A 6,058-nucleotide genomic window follows, 5' to 3' on the forward strand; every position below is an offset into this window, starting at 1 on the left:
GGCGCCGGCGGGCATCACCGCCGAGCCGAGGCCCGGAGCGGCGCCCGTCCCGCTCACCCCGGCCCAGCGCACCGCCCTGCTGAAGTCCGCGACGAGGGCCGGCGGCGCCACCGCGGACGCACTCGGCCTGGGCGCCGAGGAAGAACTGCGGCCGCGGGACGTCCGCAAGGACGCGGACGGCACGGTGCACACCCGCTACGAGCGCACCTACGCCGGCCTTCCGGTCATCGGTGGCGACCTGGTGGTCCACCAGCGCCCCGAGGCCCGCAGGACCGTCACCAGGGCCACGGACGCGGAGATCACCGTGCCCACCGTCAAGGCCACCGTCCCGGCCGCGAAGGCCGAGAAGACCGCCCTGGCCAGTGCGGACGCCGAGGGCACGCGCGGGACCGAGGCGGAGGGCGCGCCGCGGCTGGTCGTGTGGGCGGCCGACGGGGCGCCCGCCCTCGCCTGGGAGTCCGTCGTCACCGGCGTGCGGGAGGACGGCACACCGAGCGAACTGCACGTCGTCACCGACGCGGAGAGCGGCAAGGTCCTGCGCGAGTTCGAGGGCGTCAAGGCCGGTGCCGGACACGGACAGTTCAGCGGCGAGGTCGACGTCGCCACCACCCGGGGCGCCGACGGGTACGAGCTGTACGACACCCGGCGCAACCACCGGACGTACGACCTGGCGCACGGCACGACCGGTACCGGCACCCTCCTCACCGACGCGGACGACACCTGGGGTGACGGGACACCGCAGCACGTCCAGACCGCCGCCGTGGACGCCGCCTACGGAGCCCAGCAGACCTGGGACTTCTTCCACGACCGGTTCGGCCGCAACGGGATAGCCGACGACGGCCGCCAGGCCTACTCGCGCGTCCACTTCGGCAACAACTACTCCAACGCGCTGTGGGGCCACAACGGCTGCTTCTGCATGACCTACGGGGACGGCGCGGGCAACGCCAACCCCCTGACCGCCCTCGACGTCGCCGCCCACGAGATGTCCCACGGCGTCACCGAGGCGACCGCGAACCTCATCTACAGCGGCGAGTCCGGCGGGCTGAACGAGGCGACCAGCGACATCTTCGCCGCGGCCGTGGAGTTCTTCGCCGACAACCCGAGCGACACCCCCGACTACGAGGTCGGCGAACTGATCGACATCAACGGCGACGGCACACCGCTGCGTCACATGGACGAGCCGTCCAAGGACGGGGTCTCCCAGGACTACTGGTCGCGCGCGACCGCGGGCGCCGACGTCCACTTCTCCTCCGGCGTGGCGAACCACTTCTTCTACCTGCTCGCGGAGGGCAGCGGAGCCAGGACCGTCAACGGCGTCGCCTACGACAGCCCGACCTACGACGGCCTCCCCGTCCCCGGCATCGGGTTGCACAACGCCACCGACGTCTGGTACCGGGCGCTGACCACGTACATGACGTCCAGCACGGACTACGCCGGGGCCCGCGAGGCGACCCTCCAGGCCGCCGCCGACCTGTTCGGCCGGTCCAGCGAGGCGTACGAGACCGTGGGTGACGCCTGGGCCGCGGTGAACGTCGGACCGCGCTTCGTCGACCACATCGCGCTCACCGCGCCGGGCGACCAGCAGGCCGCCGTCGGCCAGCCGGCCTCGCTGCGCGTCACCGCCCGCACCAGCCGGGACGGGGAGCTGACCTACTCGGCCACCGGGCTGCCCGGCGGACTGTCCCTCGACGCCGCCACCGGTGTCGTCTCCGGCACCCCGACCGAGGCGGGCGACTACACCCCCACGGTCACGGTGGGCGTCGGCGGGCAGAGCGAGACACGGACGGTGACGTTCTCCTGGGAAGTGCTCCCCTCCGGCGGCGACTTCTTCGTCAACCCGGGCGACGTGCACGTCCCCGACGGCGGTGACCCGGTGGAGTCCCCGCTCGTCGTGACCGGCCGCACCGGCAACGCACCGAGCGATCTCCAGGTCACGGTGGACATCGTCCACACCTACCGTGGTGACCTGGTGATCGACCTGGTCGGGCCCGCGGGCACGGTGTACCGGCTGAAGAACGTCAGCAGCGACTCGGGCGACGACCTCCACACCACGTACACCGTGGACGCCTCCGCCGAACCGGCCGACGGCACCTGGCGCCTGCGCGTGCAGGACATGTACGCGCTGGACGTCGGCTACATCGACAGCTGGCAGCTGACCTTCTGATCCCCCTCGCCCGTTCCCGCCCCGCCCCGCCCGTTCCGCCCCGCCCGGTCCGCCGGACGGGGCGGAACGCCGCCGTCAGGCCGTGGTGGCGGGCAGCTTCGCGATCAGTGCCGAGAGCTCGTCGCACTCCTGCGGCGTCAGATCGGTGAGCGGGGGACGGACCGGGCCCGCGCCGTGGCCGGTGGCGGTCATGCCGGCCTTGACGATGCTGACCGCGTAGCCGGCCCGGCGGTTGCGGATCTCGGTGTACGGGAGCACGAAGTCCGACAGCATGCGGGTGACGTCGGCCTGCCGGCGCTCGCGGACCGCGGCGTAGAAGGTGAGGGCGAACCCGGGCAGGAAGTTGAAGATGGCCGAGGAGTAGGTCGTCACGCCCAGCTGGAGGTAGGGCAGGGCGTACGTCTCGGCCGTGGGCAGGCCGCCGATGTAGGTGAGGCGCTCACCGAGGCGGGCGTGGACGCGGGTCATGGTGTCGATGTCACCGACGCCGTCCTTGTAGCCGATCAGGTTGGGGCAGGTGTCGGCGAGGCGGGCGACGGTGTCGGCCGAATAGACCGCGTTGGCGCGGCTGTAGATCACCACGCCGAGCGAGGTGGCCCGGCAGACCGCCTCGACGTGCCGGGCGAGACCCTCCTGGCTCGCCTCGGTGAGGTAGGGCGGGAACAGCAGGATGCCGTCCGCGCCGGCGCGTTCGGCGGCGGCGGCCAACTCGACCGCGGTGGCGGTGCCGTAGCCGACGGGGGCGAGGATCGGGGTGCCGTCGGGGGCGCTGCGGACGGCGGCGGTCACGACGCGTTCGACCTCGGCGGGGGTGAGGGAGAAGAACTCGCCCGTGCCGCCGGCGGCGAAGAGGCCGCCCACGTCGTACCCGGCCAGGCGGACGATGTTCGCGCGGTACGCGTCCTCGTCGAAGGAGAGGTCGTCGCGGAAGTGGGTCACGGGGAAGGACAGCAGCCCGGAGCCGATGCGGCGGCCGAGTTCTGCCGGGGTGAAGGATGCCATGGGACTGCTCCTGGAGGTCGTGTTCGTGCCGGTACGGCGGTGCCGTGGGCGTGGTGACGGCGCGGGCGGCGCGGCTGTCCGTTGTCGACGCCGCCCGCGCCGGGTTCCGTGGACACCGGCGGCGCGGGAGGAACGCGCGCGGCCGGTGGACGAAAGGGGCGGGTCAGGGGCGGGTGCCGGCCTCGTGCGTCGCGGTGGTCCAGGCGCGGGCCTGCTCGGTGAGGGTGAAGCCGAGGCCGGGCCGGGAGGGGACGAGCATGCGGCCGTCGCGGATCTCCAGCCGCTCCTCGAACAGCGGCTCCAGCCAGTCGAAGTGCTCCACCCAGGGTTCGATCGGGTAGGCCGCGGCCAGGTGGAGGTGGATCTCCATCGCGAAGTGCGGGGCGAGCTGGAGCTGGTGGTGCTCGGCGAGCGCGGCCAGCTTGAGGAACTGGGTGATGCCGCCGATCCGGGGCGCGTCCGGCTGGATGACGTCGGCGGCTCCGTGCCGGATGAGTTCGTAGTGCTCGGCGACGCTGGCCAGCATCTCGCCGGTGGCGACGGGGGTGTCCAGGGAGGCGGCGAGGGACGCGTGGCCCTGGGCGTCGTAGGCGTCCAGCGGCTCCTCGATCCAGACCAGGCCGAACTCCTCCATGGCGCGGCCCATGCGCCGCGCGGTGGGCCGGTCCCACTGCTGGTTGGCGTCGACCATGAGGGGAACGTCGTCGCCGACGTGCTCGCGCACCGCGGTCAGCCGGGCGAGGTCGTACTTCCCGTCGGGGTGGCCGACCTTGAGCTTGATGCCGCCGATGCCGCTGGCGAGGGAGGCGGCGGCGTTGTCCAGGACCTGCTCGGTGGGGGTGTGCAGGAACCCGCCGGAGGTGTTGTAGCAGCGCACCGAGTCGCGGTGGGCGCCCAGCAGTTTGGCCAGGGGGAGCCCGGCGCGCTTGGCCTTGAGGTCCCACAGGGCGACGTCGTAGGCGGCGATCGCCTGCGTGGCCAGTCCGCTGCGGCCCACCGAGGCACCGGCCCAGACGAGCTTGGTCCAGATCTTCCCGATGTCGCTGGGGTCCTCGCCGATCAGGTTCTCGGCTGTCTCCTTGGCGTGGGCGAACTGGCCGGGCCCGCCGGCGCGCTTGGAGTAGCTGAAGCCGACGCCCTCGTGGCCCTGCTCGGTCACGATCTCCACGAAGAGGAAGGCCACCTCGGTCATCGGCTTCTGCCGGCCGGTGAAGACCTTCGCGTCACTGATCGGCGTGGCCAGCGGGAGTGTCACCGAGGACAGCCGCAGCCAGGCGATCCGGTCGATGGTCGCGTCGCCCTGCGTGGAGGTGGATGCGGCGTACGGCGTCGTGTTCATCGTGGTCACCACTTCGAGTCCCTGGGGTTGCGGCGGTCGGTCGCGGGCCGCACCGGTCGGCGCCTCACGGGTGCGCGGGGGAGGGGGTCCGGGAGGGACACGGCGGTGCTCGTGGCGAGCGCGGGCGGACCCATGGTGCGTGCTCCAGGTGCCGGACGACCTCGCCCGACGTGGGGTGCGGCGGGTGCGAGGGCGGGTCGCCGTCTGTCGACAGGTGACGTTACGGTCGCGAATGATTCACGTCCAACACAGTTTTTGGATGTCGCGATACCTGGAGAGCATCAGTGTTCACCTTTGCCCAGTTGACGAGTTTCGTGGCCGTCGCCGAGGAACTGCACTTCACCCGTGCCGCGGAACGGCTCAACATGACGCAGCCACCGTTGAGCCGGCAGATCCAGCTGCTGGAGAACGAACTGCGGGTGCACCTGTTGGACCGCACCAACCGCACCGTGCGGCTCACCCCCGCAGGGCGGGCCTTCCTGGTCGAGGCGCGTCGCATCCTGCGCCAGTCCGAGCACGCCACGCTCGCGGTGCGCCGGGTCTCCAGCGGCGAGTCCGGGGCGATCGCCCTCGGTTTCACGGCCGCCAGCGCCTACTCCGCGCTCGGCGGCCTCCTGGACACCGCGCGGGCCGCGCTGCCGGACGTGGAGATCCTGCTGCGCGAGCTCGTCAGCCGTGACCAGCTCAAGGCCCTCGGTGAGGGCTCGCTCGACCTGGGGCTGATCCGGCCCTCGGCCACGGGCGCCGACCTCACCTCCCGCACGGCGGTGCGGGAGGGGCTGCTGGCCGCCCTGCCCGCACGGCACCCGCTGGCCGCCGCGGTGGGCCCGATGCGGATCGAGGACCTCGCCGGCGAGGACTTCCTGATGTACTCGCCCATCGAGGCCCGCTACTTCCACGAACTGCTGGTCAGCATCTTCCGGGCCGCACAGGTACGGCCCGTCATCACCCAGTACCTCTCGCAGGTGCACAGCATCCTGGCGCTGGTCGAGGGCGGCCTGGGCATCGCCCTCGTGCCCGAGTCCGCCGCCCGGATGCGCTACGGCGGGATCGTCTTCCGGCCGGTGGCCCTGGCGGACCCGCACCCGGTCGAACTGAACCTGGTGTGGCGCAGGAACAACGACAATCCCGCGCTGGAGGCGCTGCTGCGCCACCTGTGACCTGCGCCCGGCTCGCCCACGACACGGGGCAGTCGTACGGGCCAGTCATACAAGCAAGGTATTGCACGCAACAAAAATCGACATGGACGCACATCGGAACGATCTCTACGGTCAACTCAGCCACCGGTTGAGTGGCTCGGACCGCACGCGGCACCGCCGCCGCATCACCCAGGTCTAGGAGAGATCGACCATGCCCGCTCCCGCCCGGCAGGACGAGCCGGCGACCGCCGCCACCGAGCCGCCGCCGTCGGCGCGACCCGCCCCGGGCACCGGTCCGGACCGGGTTCTCCGACATCGTGAGAGACCACGCCGGCCGCTGACCGGGGCCGCGCCGGTCCCGACGCGCCGCAGAGCCCGGCGTCCGGGGACCACCGGGCCCGGACCGGCCCGCCC

The 6,058-nt window shown here is 72.3% G+C and carries 4 protein-coding genes; 2 read left to right on the forward strand and 2 right to left on the reverse strand.

All coding sequences use genetic code 11. The features are described from left to right. A partial coding sequence (locus UW392_RS28890) for a M4 family metallopeptidase (protein WP_320778073.1) occupies positions 1-2,164 on the forward strand: 2,164 nt, incomplete at its 5' end. 75 nt (positions 2,165-2,239) lie between these two features. Here the strand turns inward: UW392_RS28890 and kdgD are convergent. Both kdgD and UW392_RS28900 read right to left on the reverse strand, forming a co-directional pair. Then, positions 2,240-3,166: a 5-dehydro-4-deoxyglucarate dehydratase gene (kdgD, locus tag UW392_RS28895; RefSeq protein WP_320778074.1), complete on the reverse strand. Its 927-nt coding sequence runs from the start codon at positions 3,164-3,166 to the stop codon at positions 2,240-2,242. Between the two features lie 163 nt (positions 3,167-3,329). Then, a complete protein-coding gene (locus UW392_RS28900; RefSeq protein WP_414496711.1) occupies positions 3,330-4,505 on the reverse strand; it encodes an L-talarate/galactarate dehydratase in 1,176 nt (391 codons plus the stop codon). A 284-nt stretch (positions 4,506-4,789) separates the two neighbouring features. Here UW392_RS28900 and UW392_RS28905 point away from each other — a divergent pair, with 284 nt between their 5' ends. Next, complete coding sequence (locus UW392_RS28905) at positions 4,790-5,665, forward strand: LysR substrate-binding domain-containing protein (RefSeq protein WP_320778076.1); 876 nt, start codon at positions 4,790-4,792, stop codon at positions 5,663-5,665. Positions 5,666-6,058: the final 393 nt, after the last annotated feature.

Source organism: Streptomyces sp. CRN 30 (assembly GCF_034105845.1).